Below are 16,753 nucleotides of genomic sequence, written 5' to 3'. Positions count from 1 at the left end.
CATATTCATCATCATGCCCTCAGAAGGTGACGCCCAGGCTCAGCGAGACAAAGTCCCGGTCACCACGGGTGCCATAGTCGCCATCGATAAAGTCGGTATACGACAGGCTCAGGCTGTAGGTGCTGGCAAGCGTCGCATCCAGCCCGACGCTCATGGCCTTGGAGCCTTCGCTGAAAGCCGAGCCTTCCACCGGGCCTGTACCGTGCACATCGTGCGACCAGGACAGGTTCGGCCGCAGGTCGAAGCCGGCGATCACGTTGGGGTAGGTCAAGGTGGCGCGTAGCCGGTAGCCCCAGGAGAACGGGGTCATGAAGCCTTGGTCGTTGCAGTGCTCTGGCGTCTTGGAAATCGCCCGGCATACGCTGTTGTCCGCCAGCTCGCCACTGTTGAAGGTACCCGAGCGGCCGTAACGCGGGCCTGCGCCGCCCTCCAGCCCGCCGACGTAGGTGGCCCCGGCCTCGCCCACCAGCAGCATCTGGTTGGCCCCCAGCACCTGGCTGAAGGCATGTACGGCGGTCACCTGAAGCTGGGTCACCTCCTTGCGCCGGTAGCCGTCGAACAGGGTGCTGGCGCTTTCTGGCCGCAGCCCGTCGCCCAGCAAAGGCGAACGCCCCTCGACGTTGAGCAGCGACTGGATGATGTCGGTACCGTTGAGTTGCATGGGCATATTCGGCCGGTAACTCAGCTCACCCTGCAGGGCCGTACCGCTGCGCAGGGTGGTGGCGAACGACAACCCGTACATGCGGATGTCCTCGGGGTACTGCACACGGTACTGGGAGGTACCCAGGCGCAATGCACCGACCAGCGACTGACCGGCAGCGGAGCCGAGGAACCCGGCGCAGCCGGCCGGGCCGATACCCAGGTTGGCGCACAACTGGGGAGCGAAGCGGCTGTTGTCGAAATAAGGGCTGCTGACCGTCCCCAGATAAGGCGTGCGGCTGTGATAGTTGGCTGCGTAGGCACCGAACTCGGTGTCCAGCGCCGCCACGTACCAGCGCAACGAAACACCCCACTGCCCGCCGTCGCGGGCATCCTGGTCACTGCCCCGGGGTATGCGCACGCCTTCGCTGGTCAGGTTCACGCCAAACGGTGCAAGGCCGGCCACGGCAGCCGGGTTGCCAAGCAACCTGGCTCCCACATCCAGGCCATCGCAACCATCGGGCAGGAAGTCGTTGTTGGAGAAGAACGTGCCGCAGTTGTCGAGCTGGGTCTGGTCCCAGTCCAACTGGTAGAAGCCATCGACCGACAACGCCTCGGTCAGGTTCTGCGTGAAGTAGAACAGGTTCACCGGCACCAGCGCGTCCTTCACCTCGGAACCTGGGCGGCGCAGCGCCGCCAGGTTGAAGGGATTGATGACGTTCAGCCCGCCCTGGATGAAGGTGCTCTCGCCCCAGTTCACTACCTGCTTGCCCAGCCTTGCCGAGCCTGGCTGGCCATCGATGTCGTAGAGGTAGTAGCCAAAGGCGTCGAGCAGCTGGGTACCTGCGGTCTTGGCCGAGCGCTTGCGGTTGTTGTCCTCGACCTGCTTGAAGCGCTGGTCATGGTCGCGCAGCGCCGTGTCGTACCAGTAGGTGCCACGCAGGAACACACCCAGGTTGGCATGTTTGAGCTCCAGATCATGGGTACCTTTGAACACTGCCGAAAATACATCACCCGAGGCAAAGTTCAGGCGGCCGTCATCACTGTTTGCACTATTGTGCAAAGCCGGGTCCGGGTTGGCAGTGGAAATACTGGTGCCAAACGAAAACGCTGAATCAAACTGTCCTTCAAACTCTCCCAGATTAAATTGAACAGCCAGGGCAGGCACAGAAAAAAGTGCAGACGACGCAAGCAGCGACAACGGTCCCGAAAGACCAGAAGCACGAAATGCCATCACTCTTAACCTCTTATTGTGTTTATTCGAGAGTGAGTTGCGAGTTAGCGCCGAAACACGGCGCAAAGGCTTGTGTAAAAGGGGCAGGGTAAATAAGTGAAAGTTTCTGTTATCCTCGATCCGGTGTTCCCCGATACTAAGTAGGCCACTAGAGCTGAACAAATAACGTCTCTCGATAGTTGCCATACCACTTCGGCATAGCCTGAGAATTGCCATGACTTTGAAACAGCTGCGTTACCTGATTGCCATTGTCGAAGCCGGCAGCTTCTCCAACGCCGCGCGCCACGCGTTCATTGCCCAGCCAGCATTGAGCCGTCAGATAGGACTGCTGGAAAGCGAGCTGGAAATGCAGTTGCTGGCGCGCCAGCATGACGGCATCGAGCTGACCGATGCAGGGCGCCAGCTGTACGAAGTGGCACGCTCGGTGATACAGAAGCTTGATTCGGTGAAGGACGAACTCAAGTCCAGCCGCGGCAACCCCAAGGGCCACGTGGCCATCTCGATTCCGGCCACGGCTTCGGCGCTGTTGTTGCCAGCCATCATCACCCAGGCGCAGGCGCGCTTTCCTGGTATCAAGCTCACCGTATGGGACGGCCTTAGCCGCGAAGGCGGCCAGGCGATCGAGCTGGGCAAGGTGGATTTCGGTGTGGTGCCAAATGCGGAGGAGCTGGCGCACATTGTCGCCGAGCCCGTGTTCTCCGAAGACCTGTACTGGGTCGGCCTGCCTGCGCATGGTCCGGACGATTCACCGATCACCCTGGCCGAGGCCGCGTCGAGCCGGCTGGTAATGCCGCCGCGCAGCCTGCACCTGCGCAGGCGCATCGAGCAGGCGGCCATGGAAACCGGCGTGGCCCTGGATTCAAGCTATGAACAGCAGTCTGCACCCGGCATAGCCAGCCTGGTACGCGCCGGCCTGGCGGCGACCATCAGCAACTGGCCGCCATTGCTGGACCTGGCCGCCCCGGCCAGCGCGCGGCTGATCGTGGAGCCGCGCATCACTCGTACGATTGCCCTGGCCCATTCGCAACACAAGCCATTGTCGTTCGCCGCCGCCTGCATGCGCGACCTGGTGCGCGGGCTGCTCGTGGAGGCGGTGCGCAGCGAGCGCTGGAAAGGCACCCTGATCGAGCGTGCCCCCCTCCCCCAGCAGAGCCTCTGAACGCAGCGCAGGTCAGGCCCGGGCCAGCGCAGTCGTGCCCACCTGCTGCAGCCGTTGGCGGGTTTTCTGAGGGTCCATCCACACCAGCCCGGTCAACCCGGCAATGACCAGCACCGCCCCGCATACCAGGAAGCCCTGGCCATACCCTGCCGGGTGGTCGGCTCCGGCGCCCTGCACCAGAAACCCCGTGACTACGGGTGCCGCCAGCCCGGCCAGCGAAGCGATACCATTGCCGATAGCCAGGATGCCGCCACGCTGCCCGCTGGGCGTGAACTCCGCCAGCATGGCTGGCCCCACCGAGTACATGACCAGCGCCAGCCCGCCACTGAAAGTCAGGCTGATGATTCGCTCGACATTCCCCAGGCCCGGCAGGAACAATGCCGCCGACAACAACCCGCTGGCAATCAGGCACAGGGACACGAAGGCTCCGCGCGACCAGCGTGTCGCCACCCCGGCGCGCATCATGCGCTGCGACAGCCAGGCCATGAACAGGCTCAGCGGCGTGGTCACCACCACGAAAAGCACGAACACCCGACCGGTCATGATCGGGTCGATGCCCAACCCGGTTTCCAGATAACTCGGCACCCACGTCAAGGTCAGGGCCAGCGACCAATTGGCGGCGAAGTGGCACAGGTAATTGCCCAGCACAGTGCGGTCGCCGAGCAGACGGCGGTAGGCGATGTGCGCCTGTTCTTCCCTGGGCTGGCCGGGGCGGATGCGGTCAAGAGTACCCTCGCGCCCCAATGCCCACCACAGCACGCACCACGCCGCACCGATCAAGGCCAGCACGATGAAGTTCATGCGCCAGCCATAGTGCACGCTGATCCATGGAATCATTGCGCCTGCCACCAGCAGCCCAAGTGCACTACCGGTATGCAACAGCGCCACCGGCAGATTGCGCCGGTCGTTGGGGAACCACTTGTACAAGGCATGGGTTGCCACCGGTGACGCCGGCCCTTCGCCGATGCCCAGCAGCACCCGGCAAGCGACAATCGCCCACAGGGAGGTGACGAACAGCATGGGCAACTGGATCAGCGCCCAGAACGCGCCCATGCCCAACAGCAGGGTGCGGGTCGGCCGGCGGTTGGCCATGAAGCCACCGACCACTGCAGAGATGGCGAAGAACCAGTGCAACGCGCCACCCACCAGGCCGAACTCGGCCGGGGACAAACCCAGTTCCCTGGACATGGGTACCGCTACAAGGCCGATGACCACCTTGTCCAGGAAGTTCACCAGCATAAGCAGTGCCAGCAGTACCGCAATCATCCAGGCCGTGCCTGCACGCGCCCGGGGGTCAGTATGAGTCATGTCGATCTCTCTTATTGTTCTTGTGGGAGAGCCCGGCCACTCGAGGCCGGGCGTGCAGTTTCATTGCTCAGGCATGAGCACGCCCTTGGCAATGGTGTTGCGCTGGATTTCGCTGGTCCCGGTAAGAATGCGCATCATACGGGTCGCACGGAAGATCCACTCCACCGGGTTGCCCCGCAACAGCCCGGCCCCCCCATGAATCTGCACCGCGCGGTCGGCGATGCGGAAGGCCGTTTCCGATACGAACAGCTTGCACATCGGCGCCTGGGTGCGGATATCGCCACCGGCGTCATTCACCGCGGCAGTGGCATAGACCATGCTGCGTGCCGCATGCAGTTCGGTGGCCATGTCGGCGATCATGTGATTGATCGACTGGAACATCGCGATCGGCTGGCCAAACTGCTTGCGCGTGCGGGCGTAATCGACCGACAGGTTCAGCGCCAGGCCCGCCAGACCCAGCATGGTTGGGCAATGCAGCAGACGATTGAGCGTGATGCGCCCCATTGCCAGCTTGAAGCCCTGCCCCTCCTCGCCAATGCGGTTGGCCACCGGCACTCGTACCTCATCGAGAAGGATGTCGCCATGGGCGCCGCCGCCGGACATGACCGAGTAATCGCTTTCCACCCGCACGCCCGGCGCATCCAGCTCGACAAAGAACGCCGAGATCCCCTGTGCGCCACGCCCGGGGCCGGTGACCGCGAGCAGTATTGCGATATCGGCATAAGGCGCCCCGGAAATGTAGCGCTTGGCCCCGCTCAGCACGTAATGCTCGCCGTCGCGCCGAGCGGTAGTCCTGATCGCCGTGGCATCGGACCCGGCTTCACTTTCGGTCAGCGCGAAGCACACGGCCTTTTCGGCTCGGCACACCGGCTGCAGGAAAGCCTCGACCTGGGCCGGGCTGGCCACTTTGAACAGGTGGCCGACACGCGGCGGCCCGGAAAGCTCGCCGAGAATGTGCGGCGCCAGCATAGAGCCCGTCAGCACCGTGGCCTCCTTCACCGCACACAGGTCGGACACGCTCAATCCTGCCCCACCAATCGTTTCGGGCAGCATGATGTTGTAGAAACCCTGCTCGCAGGAGCGTTGCCACACCTGCTGCAGCACCTCACGCGGGTGCGGTTCGGCCCAGCTGAGGCCGGCGCGTTGTTCCAGGGGCAGGATTTCGTTGCGAACGAAGCCGCCGATGGCCTCGATGATCTGTTTGGCCTTTTCGCTTGGCTGGTACATGGCAATTCCTCAGGTCAGATGCGGCGTTCGCTGTTTTGCCAGTAGGCGTCTCGAATCAGGCGGCGCACCACTTTGCCGTTGGGGTTCTTCGGCAGCTCGCTGACGAAGTCCACCCCACGCGGTTTCTTGAACCCGGCAAGAGCCTGGGCGCAATGCTCGATCACCTCGTGCTCCTGCAACTGCATGCCAGGCTTGAGCACGATCACTGCCCGCACCGCTTCGCCCCACTGCTCGTCGGGCACGCCCACCACGGCAGCCTCGAACACTTGCGGCAGGCTGTAGAGCACCTGCTCGACTTCGCTGGGGTAGATGTTGAAGCCACCGGAAATGATCATTTCCTTCTTGCGGTCGACGATGAACACGTAGCCCTGCTGGTCCACCGTGGCCAGGTCGCCGGTGAGGTAGTAGCCATCACGCATAACCTCGGCGGTGAGATGCGGTGCGCGCCAGTAGCCCTGCATGATGTCCGGTCCCTTGACCACGATCTCGCCCACCTCGCCTGGCTGGACATCGCGGAAATCGTCGTTCACCACACGCAGGTCGGTCTCGAAGTAGCATCGTCCGCACGAGGCCAGCCGGCGGTAGTCGCCGCCTTCACACAGGTGGTCCTGCTCGGTCAGCACCGTCACCAGCGAGCAGGTTTCGCCAGCGCCGTAGCCCTGGGCCAGGATCGGCCCGAACACTTCGATAGCCCGCTTGACCAGCGCTGGCGCCATTGGCGCTGCGCCATACATCACCAGGCGCAGGCTGCTCAGGTCATAGCGCTCGACCCCGGGGAAATTGACCAGACGGTTGATCATGGCCGGCACCAGGAACAACCGGGTCACGCCCTCGCGCTGGATGGTCTCGAGCAGCAACTGGTCATCGTAGCGTTCCAGCAAAAGGCTGCAGGCACCCACCGCCAGCAGCGGCATCAGCTGCATGCCGCTGGCATGGGTGATGGGGCCGACATGGGCCATGATGTCGCCTGGGCCGGCACGCCGGGTGGGGCTGGCGATGCTCTTGCGGATCAGCGCCTTGCGGTTGCCGACGCTGAGCATTGCTGCCTTGAGCACACCGGAACTGCCCGAGGTGTAGTGCAATACGGCCAGTGCATCGTCAGGCAGATCGCAACTGACCGGCTGGCTGCTGCCTTGGGCCAGCAGTGCGCCGTAGCCGATATCGCCGCCCTGCTCGCCAAGGGTAACGATCAGGCGTAGCGCAGGCACCTCCTGCCTACGCGCCAGCAAGGCCTCGGCAGCTTGCGGGTCGGCGATCAGCGCGACGCTGCAGGCGTCATTCAGTACCTGGATCACTTCATCCAGCGCCAGGCGTGCATTGACCGGGACCTTGACCAGGCCGGCCTTGTAGAAAGCCACCTCAGCCTCCACCAGCTCGACCCGGTTGGGAGCCAGGATCGCGACATGTTCGCCGCTGGCGATGCCATGGGCCAACAAGGCCGAGGCCAACTGATTGGTCCGCTGCTCAAGCTGCGCGAAGGTGAGGCGGGTGTGGCGGTCGATCACCGCCAAGCGCTCAGGCCAGTATCTTGCACTTCGACTGGTTAGGGTTGCGAGGTTCACGTTGTTGTTCTCGTCGCGGTTAAGACCCGGTCGATGCTAAACAGCATGCGGTCGGAGCAAGTAATACCAGTTACGTATGCGGGCCATAACGGTTTGCACTGGACCACATCGCATGAGCGGCAGGGGTGATGACACATCGCTTGCATATGACACTTTGTGTCATTAATATCGAGCTTGTGTCCTGACGGCGTCGTCGCCGATCAGCAATCCATCGCCCTTCCCCATGCAGGTACCGCCCATGACGACCACCATGCAGACCCCCAAGAACCAGCTGGTCAAACTCGCCCAGCAGCAGATGCTGACGGCGCTGGCCGACAACACCTACACCCCTCGACAAAAACTCGCCCTCACCTGCCGCATCCTGTTCGACGGTGGCCACGACTCCGGCCTGGCCGGGCAGATCACCGCCCGCGCCGAGCAGCCTGGCACCTACTACACGCAACAACTCGGCCTGGGCTTCGACGAAATCGCCGCTTCCAACCTGCTGGTGGTCGACGAAGACCTCACCGTGCTGCAAGGCCGCGGCATGGCCAACCCGGCCAACCGCTTCCACAGCTGGCTGTACCGCGCACGCCCCGACGTCAACTGCATCATCCACACCCACCCACTGCACAGTGCCGCCCTGTCGATGCTGGAAGTGCCACTGGCGATCTCGCACATGGACCTGTGCCCGCTATTCGACGACTGCGCGTTCCTCAAGGAATGGCCCGGCGTACCAGTGGGCAACGAAGAAGGTGAAATCATCTCCAGGGCGATCGGCGACAAGCGCGCGATCCTGCTTTCCCACCATGGCCTGCTGATTGCCGGCCGCTCGATCGAGGAAGCCTGCGTGCTCGCCCTGCTGTTCGAGCGCGCAGCCAAGATGCAGCTGCTAGCCATGGGCGCCGGTGAAATTCGCCCCATCCCGGATGCCCTGGGCAAGGAAGCCCACGACTGGATCTCCACCCCCAAACGTCATGGTGCCGCGTTCAGCTATTACGCGCGCCGTGCCTTGCGTGCCCATGGCGACTGCCTGGGCTGACTGAAGCTGTACTCTTTCCCCAACAACGGCAGAGGTGCCTGGTTATGTCTACACCTGTAATTCGCGGCGTTATCGGCTACACCATCACTCCCTTCACGGCAGACGGCGCGCTCGATCTGGATGCCCTGGGCCTGTCCATCGACCGCCTGATAGAGGACGGCGTGCACGCCATCGCACCGCTGGGCAGCACCGGCGAAGGCGCCTACCTGTCCGACAGCGAATGGGAAACGGTGGTGCGCTTCAGCCAGGCACGCATCGCCGGCCGCGTGCCCAGCGTGGTCAGCGTCTCCGACCTGACCACCGCACGCACCGTGCAGCGCGCCCGCCTGGCACAGGCCTGCGGCGCCACGGCGGTGATGGTGCTGCCCATCTCCTACTGGAAGCTCACCGAAGCCGAAGTGGTCGCCCACTACAAGGCGGTGGGCGCGGCCATCGACATTCCGATCATGCTCTACAACAACCCGGGCACCAGCGGCACCGACCTGTCGGTGGAGCTGATCCTGCGCATCCTCGGCGAAGTGCCTAATGTGACCATGGTCAAGGAAAGCACCGGCGACATCCAGCGCATGCACCGCCTGTTCAAGGCCACCGATGGCCAGGTGGCCTTCTACAACGGTTGCAACCCGCTCACCCTGGAAGCCCTGGTGGCCGGTGCCACCGGCTGGTGCACCGCCGCGCCCAACCTGATCCCGGCGCTGAACCTGGCGCTGTGGGACGCGGTGCAGCAAGGCAACCTGGCCGAAGCTCGCGCGTTGTTCTACCGGCAGTATGAACTGCTGGAGTACATCACCCGCCGTGGCCTGCCCACCACCATCAAGGCCGGTTTGAAACTGCTCGGCCAGGATGTCGGCGCTCCACGCCTGCCCCTGCAACCGCTGGATGCGCAAGGCAGCGACTACCTGAAGAGCATGCTGGTAGAACTGGCCGACTGACCGTGACAACTGCCCGGCGGCGTCTTGCTGCCGGGCTTCATCCTGGCAACGTTGCTCGCCCTTGGCCAGACTCGACCTGGCGCAACACCTTCGCCAGTTTTGCCACGGCCATCGCCAGCTCGCCAGGGGTATGTGCCGCAAACCCCATCAGCAATCCCGCCTCCCCTTTCGTCGACGCATAAAGGCCACTTAGCCCCAGCAGGTCGATACCAGCGGCCTGCGCCGCCTTCACGACCTGCTCTTCAGGCATCGGCCTGGTGAAAACACAAGGCATCTGCATGCCGCCTGCGGGCACACGCGCGACAAGAAAGTCCGACAGCTGTGCCTGCACCAATGCCGCCAGGGCATCGCGGCGCTCCGCATAGATCGCCCGCATCAAGCGCACATGGGCGCCGAAGTGCCCGCCTTCGATGAACCTGGCCAAGGTCAGTTGCGCCAGCGAAGCCGTATGCCCGTCCTGCAAGGTTCGCGCAGCGGTCATCGGCTCGACCAGTTGCGGCGGCAAGACCATGTAGGCAATGCGCAAGCCGGCGAACAGAGACTTGGTGAACGTGCCGATGTAAACCGTACGGTCGTGGGCATCCAGGCCTTGCACGCACGCGGTGGGTTTGCCGGCATAGTGAAACTCGCTGTCGTAATCGTCCTCGATGATCCAGGCGCGTTGTTGCCGCGCCCACTCGATCACCGCCAGACGCCGGTCCAGGGACAGGGTCACGCCAGTAGGGAACTGATGCGAAGGGGTCAGGAAAACAGCCCTGGCATGGGGAGCCAGCCGTGTTATCTGCTCGACCTGCATGCCGTCCGTGTCCACGGCCACGGCGATGCAATGCAGGCCAGCAGCACCCAGCGCCTTCCTGACCCCATGGTAGGCCGGGTCTTCGATAACCACTTGGTCGCCCGCGTCGGCCAATACGTGGGCACACAGGCTGAACGCCTGCTGTGAACTGGTAAGGATGAGCACGCGGTCAGCCGTGGCCTGTGCGCCACGTTCAAGATTGACGTAATCGGCAATAGCCCGCCGCAGTGGCTCGGTACCTTGCGCGCTACTGGGCTGCAATGCCTGGGAGCCATGTTCCTTGAACACCTGCCGTTGCAGCTTTTCCCAGGCCTGCAACGGGAAGTTGCGGGTTTCCGCCACCCCCGGCGCAAACGGCCGAGAAACGAAGAAATTGTGCACTCCGCCCTCCTGGCACAGCGCCTGGCCACGACGGCTGATTGCCGGCGGTTCGTCCGGGGCTTTCACCTTGCGACCCCGGGGCTGGGCCGGCAGGTACTGCGCACGGGGTGAAACGAAGCTGCCACTGCCCACCCGGCGCTCGATGAAGCCTTCGGCGTGCAGCTGGCCATATGCAGCCTCGACCGTATCCCGTGACACAGCCAGCGAGGCCGCCAGCGCACGGGAGGCGGGCAACGCCTTGCCCACGGGCAACGCCCCTTCGAGAACAAGCTGGCGTATCGCACGCTGGATTCTTACGTGCAAAGGCAGTGACGCGCGCTCTGGGTCGCCGATCCAGGCTTTCACCGACTCCAGTTGTGCATGCTTGAACATTGGTATGGCCATGTATGGAAAAGTGGTGGGGCTATACCGGCCATTCTAGCGCTATAAAAACCAGCCTTTCCAACCCTATGCGCCAGAACGACCGAGGCCTCGATGAACACGCCCGCACACACTGCTCCAACCCCGCTACGGCTGACAGACATCCTTCACCCCGTGGTGGCGGGGATCGTTTCGGTAATAGTCAATTATGGCGGCACCTTCATCCTGGTGTTCCAGGCCGCCAAGCTGGCCGGGCTGAGCCCGGCGCTGACCTCCTCGTGGGTCTGGTCAGTGTCGATCGGCGTCGGGCTCAGTGGCCTGGTCCTGTCCTGGTACAGCCGCGAGCCGGTGATCACCGCCTGGTCCACGCCGGCCGCTGCGTTCCTGGTCACAGCGCTGGCCAGCGTGCCCTACAGCGACGCCATCGGTGCCTACCTGCTGTCGGCAGCCGGCTTCGTGATGCTGGGAGTGACCGGTTACTTCGAGCGCCTGGTGCGGGCCATCCCGGGCGGAATTGCCGCCGGCCTGCTGGCGGGTATCCTGTTGCAATTCGGCATTGGTGCATTCGGCGGCCTGTCGGTCGACCCCGCCCTGGCCGGGCTGTTGATCGCGGCCTATGTAACATTCAAACGCTTTACCGCCCGCTATGCCGTAGTAGGCATTCTGCTGCTGGGCCTGGGCTACCTGCTACTGCAGGGTCAGGTGGACCTGACAGCGCTCAGGCTGGAATTCGCCACGCCGTTGTTCACCGCGCCCACCTTCTCCCTCAACGCCGCCCTGAGCGTGGCCCTGCCGTTGTTCCTGATCACCCTTACCGGTCAGTACATGCCAGGCATGCTGGTGCTGCGCAACGATGGCTTCAAGACCAGCGCCAATCCGATCGTGGCAGTCACTGGCCTGGGGTCGTTGCTGATGGCACCGTTCGGGTCGCACGCCTTCAACATCGCTGCCATCACCGCCGCCATCTGCACTGGCAAGGAAGCCCACGAAGACCCGGGCAAACGCTGGGTCGCGGGCATCGCTGCCGGCGTCTGCTACATCCTCGTAGGGGTATTCGGGGTCACCCTGGCCAGTGTGTTCATGGCCCTGCCGGCCACCTTCATCACCACGCTGGCCGGCCTTGCACTGCTGGGCACCATCGGCGCCAGCCTGGCCAACGCAATGGCAGATGCCCGTTCACGCGAAGCGGCACTGATCACATTCCTGGCCGCGGCAGCCAACATCAACCTGTTTGGCATTGGCGGGGCATTCTGGGGGCTGGTCATTGGCTTGCTGGCCTATGCCGTATTGAACGGCCGCCTACCCGGTTTCTGCCACTTCTCCCGGTAAGCGGGCTTTCCACCATCCTGCCGTGCGCCAGGTGCGCACGCCGTACAACAGGTATCGACATGCCCAAAGCTGGCCCCAAGCTTCTTACCCAAATTGCTGCCGTACACTTCGTCAGCCATGTGCACATCATGCTTATCCCGGCGCTGCTACCCGTGCTCCCCGACTTGCTGGGGGTAGGGTTCGTCGAACTCGGCGCAGCCCTGGCCGTGTTCAATGTCGTCTCCGCCCTGGTGCAGGCACCGCTAGGCTATGCCGTCGACCACTACGGTGCGCGCAAGGTGCTCAAGGCGGGCTTGCTGCTGGGCAGCATCAGTTTCCTGCTGGTTGCTGTCAGCCCCAGCTACATCCTGCTGTTGGTGGCGATGGCCATGGCCGGCCTGGCCAATGGCGTGTACCACCCGGCCGACTACGCGCTGCTGGCCAACGGCATCGAACAAGGCCGCCTGGGGCGGGCGTTCTCGATCCATACCTTTGCCGGCTTCCTCGGCTCGGCGGTAACGCCAGCTATATTTCTCGGCATCGCTGCACTATTCGGCACGCAGGCTGCCCTGATGGCGGGCGCGGCTGCGGGGGTTGCCGCCTTGCTGTTGATATCGGTTCCAGGCAGTGGAATCCACCACGTTGCCAAGCCTGGCAAAGGCGGCGCTGGCCCCACTGCAGCAGGTCGCGCGCGACTGTTCACGCCCATGCTCGGGCTGCTGACGGTCCTGTTCATCTTGCTCAACCTGAGCACCAGTGCCATCGAGAAGTTCTCCGTGGCCGCCCTGGTCCAGGGCCAAGACCTGACCCTGGCCTGGGCCAACACGGCACTCACGGCCTTTCTGCTCAGCAGTGCTGCAGGTGTACTGTGCGGTGGGGCCTTGGCTGACCGGACCCGGCGTCACGGCCTGGTGGCGGCCTCGGCCTTTGCCCTGGCTGCCGCGTTGACAACGCTGGTGGCCCTCGGGCTGCTTCGGGGCTGGGGGTTGGTGGTGGTTCTCGGTGCCATTGGCTTGCTGACCGGGATCATCGCCCCGTCGAGGGACATGCTGGTGAAGGCGGCGGCACCGAGCGGCGCCGAGGGCAAAGCGTTCGGGCTGGTCTCGACCGGCTTCAGCATCGGCGGTGCCCTCGGGCCGGTGGCGTTTGGCTGGATGCTCGACCAACGCCTGCCTCATGGCATCTTCGTGGCATCGATCGTGTTCATGCTGCTGACGGTGCTGCTGACCTTGGCGCAGGAGGCCTACCTGGCCAGGAAGCACCGACAGCCTGTCTAGCCCCAGGGCTGCTTTGCAGCCCTTTCGCAATGCAAGGCAGATCCTGCAGAACAGCACATGGCCATTGATTCATCTGCGCACTGGCTACTCAGGCGACCGGATTGGCATGCACCACCCGCCCACCTGCCCCCGGCCGATTGACGAACAACACATCCAGCACACTGCCGTGCAACCCCTTCAACGCATTCCAGTTCGCTGATGCATGCACGTACCTGTCTCGCAACAATCGCTGCTCATCCTCGGTCAACCCAGGCTGTTCGCATTCACCCAGGGCAAACGCATGCAACTTGCGGCTGATGCCCAGCAGTTCATCCGGCAGCCGGTGCTCGACCTGCCCGCCCAGTTGCGCAAACGGCACACCAGCGCGCACCGCCAGCTCCCGCATGATGCTCAGGTACACCCGCGACAGCTGCCCCGCCACTTCCCGTTCGCGGTACACCGCCGCATATACCTGTTTTTGCGCCTCGCTAGGCAGGCCACCGGCAATCGGAACCTCCCAGGCCAGCACACGCGGCCTGGGCGCGCCCATTTCGCCAAACGACGACGCCAGCAACGCACTGACTATGGCATGCACACGCGTGTGCTCGGCGCGCATTCTGAGCGGCACCCGCTGAGAATGCGGTTTGCACAGCAACACCTGCTCCTGCGTGGTATCCGGGTAACCACCGCCAATGTTCGAGTGCACGCCTGGCAACACGATGTCATGGCCGCTGCGTACCAGCGGGAAGTTGTGCCGCTGCTCGTCCCCCGCCACCAGCTGCACCATTTGCCGGGCAATGCCCGCGCCCAGGCCCAGGCGCAAGTCACCATGGCGGTCGTCGGCAGGATCGAAGTCGCCCTGCAGCGGAGCGATGATTGCAGCAACCGTGTCGAACAGGCCGATGAAGTTGATCACGATGCCACAGGGCACAGCCAACAGGCTGCTGCCGCCATCATGCAGCAGGTTGGCCAGATGACGCACAGCCGCAGCGCCGCGGCTGAAACCGAACAAGTCGAACTCGACCCGCTCGAGCCTTGCCTTTGGGTGCGCCTGGCGCCAGTCCCGCAGTTGCCCGGCAATCCCCGCCAAGGCCTCGGTGACACGCGCCTCGGCTCCTCTACGCCCACACCCGGTGGCCGAGGCATAGGCATGATCCGCCTCCCCCGCCAGGGTGCCCACGCCCTCGACATAGCGCTTCAGAAACGCCATGGTCTCATCAGCATTGGCCCCCTGCGTCGGGTACAGTGCATGCAACAGGGCCACATTGCTCAAGGCATTGGCATAACTGCCCCCCTTGTTCCCCGGTGCATCCACCGGCATCACATTGCTCAGGTTGTTACCGGTGCCATCGAAGAACACGCCAAAACGCAGGGTGACCGGCGTGATGCGTGCAGTGCTACAGCTGTTCAGGTCCATCGTCGTGCTTCCTGCTTGTACCAAAAGCACAAGCAGGCGCCAGCACGCTGCTGCGGAACATCAGCCAATGGCCAGCGATACACAGGACATTTCCGGACCTGCATGGCCCCCGGCAAGGATAAATTTCCCTACCGCCATTGGTCGCCACCCCCCCGGATGGATTAAAGTATCACCCCTTGCCAGGGCAGCTGCTTCCAGCCGCCTGCGGCCCCATACCAGGAACCGTCACCGATGGAACACCGTGAAGCGCTGATCGCGCTGCGCACCTTTCTTTCTTCCCAGATCCTAGGCCAGGAGAAACTGGTCGAGCGGCTATTGATCGTGCTTCTGGCAGACGGCCACATGCTGGTCGAAGGCGCGCCGGGCCTGGCCAAGACCAAGGCCATCAAAGAGCTCGCCGAAGGCATCGAGGCGCAGTTCCATCGCATCCAGTTCACCCCCGACCTGCTCCCGGCCGACATCACCGGCACCGAAATCTACCGCCCGGAAACCGGCAGCTTCGTGTTCCAGCAGGGGCCGATCTTCCACAACCTGGTGCTGGCCGACGAAATCAACCGCGCCCCGGCCAAGGTGCAGTCCGCACTGCTCGAGGCCATGGCCGAACGCCAGGTCAGCGTGGGCCGCAGCACCTACGATCTGTCGCCGCTGTTCCTGGTCATGGCCACACAGAACCCGATCGAGCAGGAAGGCACCTACCCGCTGCCCGAAGCCCAGCTCGACCGCTTCCTGATGCACGTGAAAATCGGCTTCCCCGACGCTGCGGTAGAGCGGCGCATCCTGTTGCAGGCCCGTGGTGAAGCCCTGGGCGGCGAGACCAAGCCCGAGCGCCGGGTCAGCCAGCAGGCGATCTTCGCCGCCCGCAAGGAAATCCTTGGCCTGTACATGGCCGACGCGGTGGAGGAATACCTGGTGCAACTGGTGATGGCCACCCGCACCCCGGCCAAGTTCGATGCCGAACTGGCCGACTGGATCGCCTACGGCGCCAGCCCGCGTGGTTCCATTTCGCTGGACCGCTGCGCGCGCGCCCACGCCTGGCTGGCCGGGCGCGATTTCGTCAGCCCCGAAGACATCCAGGCGGTGCTGTTCGACGTGCTGCGCCACCGCATCATCCTCTCGTTCGAGGCCGAGGCGGCAGGGATCGACCAGGACCGCGTGGTCCAGCGCATCCTCGACGTCGTCGCCGTTGCCTGAGCCCATGCCCACTGCATCGCTGGCCGAACCCGGCATCCGCATCGGCCTTGCCGAGCTGATCGACATGCGCCACCGCGTGCGCGAAATCCAGCTGTTTTCCCGGCCCGGCCAACGCAGCCCGCTGGTGGGCCTGCACCACTCCAAGCTTCGCGGGCGCGGCGTGGACTTCGACCAGGTGCGCGTTTACCAGGCCGGCGACGATGTGCGCAACATCGACTGGCGGGTCACCGCGCGTACCCAGGAACCGCACACCAAGCTGTTCCACGAAGAGCGCGAACGGCCCATCTTCATCCTCGTCGAGCAGAGCCAACGGCTGTTCTTCGGCTCGGGGCTGATGTTCAAGTCGGTGCTGGCCGCCCAGGCCGCCGCGCTGTTCGGCTGGGCCGCGCTGGGCCACAACGACCGCATCGGCGGGTTGGTGTTCGGCGACAACGAACACCACGAAATCAAGCCCCGGCGCAGCAAGCAGAGCCTGCTGCAACTGCTCAACCGCCTGGCCAAGGTCAACCAGGCGCTGCACACCGAGGCCACGCCCGGGGCCGACAGCCTGGGCCTGGCCCTGCGCCGCGCCCGCGAAGTGCTGCGCCCCGGCAGCCTGGCCATCGTGATCTGCGATGAGCGCTCGCTCACTGCCCAGGTGGAGCAGCACCTGGCCATGCTCTCGCGCCATTGCGACCTGCTGCTGATGCCGGTGTCCGACCCGCTCGATCATGCCCTGCCCGCCGCCGGCCTGCTGCGCTTCGCCCAGCGCAGCGCGCAGCTGGAGCTCGACACCCTGGACGCCAACCTGCGCCAGGCCTACCGCCAGCAGGCCGAAGCGCGTATCGAGCGCTGGGAGCTGATGGCGCAAAAGCTGCGCGTGCTGCTGATGCCACTGAGCACCCAAAGCGACATGATCGAGCAACTGCGCGAGTACCTGAACGCCCAGCGGCCACGGAGCGCGTCATGAAGAGCAGCGGCCA

13 protein-coding genes are annotated in these 16,753 nt (G+C 64.1%); 7 read left to right on the top strand and 6 right to left on the bottom strand.

Features of this window, described 5'->3' with window-relative positions; translation table 11 throughout:
• Window positions 1-19: 19 nt before the first annotated feature.
• The gene (locus tag AC2T3R_RS07880) at window positions 20-1,873 is read right to left on the bottom strand and encodes a DUF1302 domain-containing protein (protein WP_043935454.1); all 1,854 of its coding nucleotides are present in this window, start codon (window positions 1,871-1,873) and stop codon (window positions 20-22) included.
• Window positions 1,874-2,087: 214 nt separating this feature from the next.
• Between AC2T3R_RS07880 and AC2T3R_RS07875 the strand changes: the two genes are divergently transcribed.
• On the top strand, window positions 2,088-3,032 hold the full coding sequence (locus tag AC2T3R_RS07875) for a LysR family transcriptional regulator (RefSeq protein ID WP_486744891.1): 945 nt from the start codon (window positions 2,088-2,090) through the stop codon (window positions 3,030-3,032).
• A 12-nt stretch (window positions 3,033-3,044) separates the two neighbouring features.
• On the opposite strand, the gene AC2T3R_RS07870 is transcribed toward AC2T3R_RS07875, so the two are convergent.
• The 3 genes from AC2T3R_RS07870 to AC2T3R_RS07860 form a co-directional block, all read right to left on the bottom strand.
• Window positions 3,045-4,298, bottom strand: coding sequence for an MFS transporter (locus tag AC2T3R_RS07870; protein ID WP_023663062.1), 1,254 nt, complete (start codon window positions 4,296-4,298; stop codon window positions 3,045-3,047).
• Window positions 4,299-4,400: 102 nt separating this feature from the next.
• Window positions 4,401-5,567 (bottom strand): acyl-CoA dehydrogenase family protein, encoded by a 1,167-nt coding sequence (locus tag AC2T3R_RS07865; RefSeq protein ID WP_486744890.1) that lies wholly within the window; start codon window positions 5,565-5,567, stop codon window positions 4,401-4,403.
• Between the two features lie 14 nt (window positions 5,568-5,581).
• Window positions 5,582-7,129 (bottom strand): AMP-binding protein, encoded by a 1,548-nt coding sequence (locus AC2T3R_RS07860; protein ID WP_031325722.1) that lies wholly within the window; start codon window positions 7,127-7,129, stop codon window positions 5,582-5,584.
• 238 nt (window positions 7,130-7,367) lie between these two features.
• On the opposite strand from AC2T3R_RS07860, the gene AC2T3R_RS07855 reads away from it, so the two are divergent.
• Both AC2T3R_RS07855 and AC2T3R_RS07850 read left to right on the top strand, forming a co-directional pair.
• Window positions 7,368-8,150 (top strand): aldolase, encoded by a 783-nt coding sequence (locus AC2T3R_RS07855; RefSeq protein WP_486744889.1) that lies wholly within the window; start codon window positions 7,368-7,370, stop codon window positions 8,148-8,150.
• Between the two features lie 44 nt (window positions 8,151-8,194).
• Window positions 8,195-9,082 (top strand): dihydrodipicolinate synthase family protein, encoded by an 888-nt coding sequence (locus AC2T3R_RS07850; protein WP_047932983.1) that lies wholly within the window; start codon window positions 8,195-8,197, stop codon window positions 9,080-9,082.
• Window positions 9,083-9,119: 37 nt separating this feature from the next.
• Here AC2T3R_RS07850 and pdxR read toward each other — a convergent pair whose 3' ends face one another.
• Window positions 9,120-10,631 carry a MocR-like pyridoxine biosynthesis transcription factor PdxR gene (gene pdxR / locus AC2T3R_RS07845; protein ID WP_410953203.1) on the bottom strand — a complete coding sequence of 504 codons (1,512 nt, stop codon included), beginning with the start codon at window positions 10,629-10,631 and terminating at the stop codon, window positions 9,120-9,122.
• A 102-nt stretch (window positions 10,632-10,733) separates the two neighbouring features.
• Here pdxR and AC2T3R_RS07840 point away from each other — a divergent pair, with 102 nt between their 5' ends.
• Both AC2T3R_RS07840 and AC2T3R_RS07835 read left to right on the top strand, forming a co-directional pair.
• Window positions 10,734-11,948, top strand: coding sequence for a benzoate/H(+) symporter BenE family transporter (locus AC2T3R_RS07840; RefSeq protein WP_410953202.1), 1,215 nt, complete (start codon window positions 10,734-10,736; stop codon window positions 11,946-11,948).
• A gap of 59 nt (window positions 11,949-12,007) precedes the next feature.
• Window positions 12,008-13,204, top strand: coding sequence for an MFS transporter (locus tag AC2T3R_RS07835; protein WP_486744888.1), 1,197 nt, complete (start codon window positions 12,008-12,010; stop codon window positions 13,202-13,204).
• An 88-nt stretch (window positions 13,205-13,292) separates the two neighbouring features.
• Here the strand turns inward: AC2T3R_RS07835 and AC2T3R_RS07830 are convergent, their stop codons facing one another.
• On the bottom strand, window positions 13,293-14,600 hold the full coding sequence (locus tag AC2T3R_RS07830) for a DUF2235 domain-containing protein (protein ID WP_486744887.1): 1,308 nt from the start codon (window positions 14,598-14,600) through the stop codon (window positions 13,293-13,295).
• Window positions 14,601-14,831: 231 nt separating this feature from the next.
• Here AC2T3R_RS07830 and AC2T3R_RS07825 point away from each other — a divergent pair, with 231 nt between their 5' ends.
• Together AC2T3R_RS07825 and AC2T3R_RS07820 are read left to right on the top strand one after the other, a co-directional pair.
• Window positions 14,832-15,791 (top strand): AAA family ATPase, encoded by a 960-nt coding sequence (locus AC2T3R_RS07825; RefSeq protein WP_013971644.1) that lies wholly within the window; start codon window positions 14,832-14,834, stop codon window positions 15,789-15,791.
• 4 nt (window positions 15,792-15,795) lie between these two features.
• Window positions 15,796-16,740 carry a DUF58 domain-containing protein gene (locus tag AC2T3R_RS07820; protein ID WP_013971643.1) on the top strand — a complete coding sequence of 315 codons (945 nt, stop codon included), beginning with the start codon at window positions 15,796-15,798 and terminating at the stop codon, window positions 16,738-16,740.
• Window positions 16,741-16,753 lie beyond the last annotated feature (13 nt).

The organism is Pseudomonas sp. PVC-5-1, assembly GCF_057444345.1.
The sequence above is the reverse complement of the archived record's forward strand: the minus strand, read 5'-3'. Positions and strand labels throughout refer to the sequence as shown.

Coding starts and splice junctions, on each gene's coding strand:
- AC2T3R_RS07880 (WP_043935454.1), bottom strand. CDS start 1,873: ATGGCATTTCGTGCTTCTGGTCTTTCGGGACCGTTGTCGCTGCTTGCG.
- AC2T3R_RS07875 (WP_486744891.1), top strand. CDS start 2,088: ATGACTTTGAAACAGCTGCGTTACCTGATTGCCATTGTCGAAGCCGGC.
- AC2T3R_RS07870 (WP_023663062.1), bottom strand. CDS start 4,298: ATGATTGCGGTACTGCTGGCACTGCTTATGCTGGTGAACTTCCTGGAC.
- AC2T3R_RS07865 (WP_486744890.1), bottom strand. CDS start 5,567: ATGTACCAGCCAAGCGAAAAGGCCAAACAGATCATCGAGGCCATCGGC.
- AC2T3R_RS07855 (WP_486744889.1), top strand. CDS start 7,368: ATGACGACCACCATGCAGACCCCCAAGAACCAGCTGGTCAAACTCGCC.
- AC2T3R_RS07850 (WP_047932983.1), top strand. CDS start 8,195: ATGTCTACACCTGTAATTCGCGGCGTTATCGGCTACACCATCACTCCC.
- pdxR (WP_410953203.1), bottom strand. CDS start 10,631: ATGTTCAAGCATGCACAACTGGAGTCGGTGAAAGCCTGGATCGGCGAC.
- AC2T3R_RS07840 (WP_410953202.1), top strand. CDS start 10,734: ATGAACACGCCCGCACACACTGCTCCAACCCCGCTACGGCTGACAGAC.
- AC2T3R_RS07835 (WP_486744888.1), top strand. CDS start 12,008: ATGCCCAAAGCTGGCCCCAAGCTTCTTACCCAAATTGCTGCCGTACAC.
- AC2T3R_RS07830 (WP_486744887.1), bottom strand. CDS start 14,600: ATGGACCTGAACAGCTGTAGCACTGCACGCATCACGCCGGTCACCCTG.
- AC2T3R_RS07825 (WP_013971644.1), top strand. CDS start 14,832: ATGGAACACCGTGAAGCGCTGATCGCGCTGCGCACCTTTCTTTCTTCC.
- AC2T3R_RS07820 (WP_013971643.1), top strand. CDS start 15,796: ATGCCCACTGCATCGCTGGCCGAACCCGGCATCCGCATCGGCCTTGCC.